Origin of the sequence: Halorubrum sp. Atlit-28R, assembly GCF_003665955.1 — an archaeon.
In the GTDB taxonomy this organism is placed as follows: Archaea; Halobacteriota; Halobacteria; order Halobacteriales; family Haloferacaceae; genus Halorubrum; species Halorubrum tropicale.
Window position 1 is genome coordinate 1 of record NZ_QPLS01000142.1, and the last position, 516, is coordinate 516.

A 516-nucleotide genomic window follows, 5' to 3' on the forward strand; every position below is an offset into this window, starting at 1 on the left:
CACCACCATCTGTTTGACTGTCGGCCATCGTCGCCCGGCGTTCGACCTTCCGGAGCACTTCCGGCCGGCCGACGACGTACAGCGTGTCTCCGGCAGCCAGTCTCCGACTCCGCGGCGGAATGGCGTCGATAGGCTTGTTCGCCTACCGAACGGCGGCAACGGTCGTATCTACGTCGGAAACGAGTTTGCCATCGAGGTTGGCATCGGCGACGATTGTCGTGATAGCCATCGTCTCGTCGGCGTTCCGCAGGAGCGACGCGAACTCGCGGTCGACGGGTGGGTTCGCCGGAAGCGTGACGAGCCGATAGTGTTCGTTACTAGATAGGTTGCTTGCGTCTTCCTCGTCGAGGGCGATGGTTGCTGCGTCCTCTGTGACGCCTCGGAGTTCGCCGAAGGCGATTCGAGTCGGTGTCGGTTCTTCGGGTTCCTCAGCGTCGCCACCGGGCGGTGAATCGACCACGTCGGTCGTGTCAGTGGTGGCCCCTCGCTCGATTTGTTTCGGTTCCTCCGAGTTTG

General features: G+C 62.6%; 1 pseudogene. It reads right to left on the reverse strand.

From position 1 onward, the window contains the following. Positions 1-516, reverse strand: a pseudogene (locus DVK06_RS17215) (potassium transporter TrkA); the annotation flags it as partial.